Raw genomic sequence first — 357 nt, forward strand, 5'->3', positions numbered from 1 at the left:
GCTATCAGCTGTTCATTACCGCGCCTTACGATCAGCTGGTCACCACCAACGTGCGCTTCTGGAAAGACAGCGGCGTGGCGTTCGACATGTCGGCGCAGGGCATGCGGGTGGAGATGGGGTCGCTGACCACCCTGTTCAGCGGCGGCGTCAGTTTTGACGTGCCGGAGGGCTGGGATCGCGGCGAACAGGCGAAAGAGAAGGCGGAGTACCAGCTGTTCGACAACCAGCGTAGCACGCAGGATTCGCTGTATACCGTGCATAAGGACTACCTGCTGTTCTTTTCCGATTCGGTGCGCGGCCTGCAGCCGGGCGCCCCGGTCGAGTTCCGCGGCATTCGTCTGGGCACGGTGGCGCAGG

At 63.0% G+C, this 357-nt stretch carries 1 pseudogene; it reads left to right on the top strand.

Going from position 1 to position 357, the window contains the following annotated elements:
• Positions 1 to 357 (top strand): annotated as a pseudogene (locus ACK3CV_RS25375) (intermembrane transport protein PqiB); the annotation flags it as partial.

Source organism: Serratia sp. TSO36, from assembly GCF_057808395.1.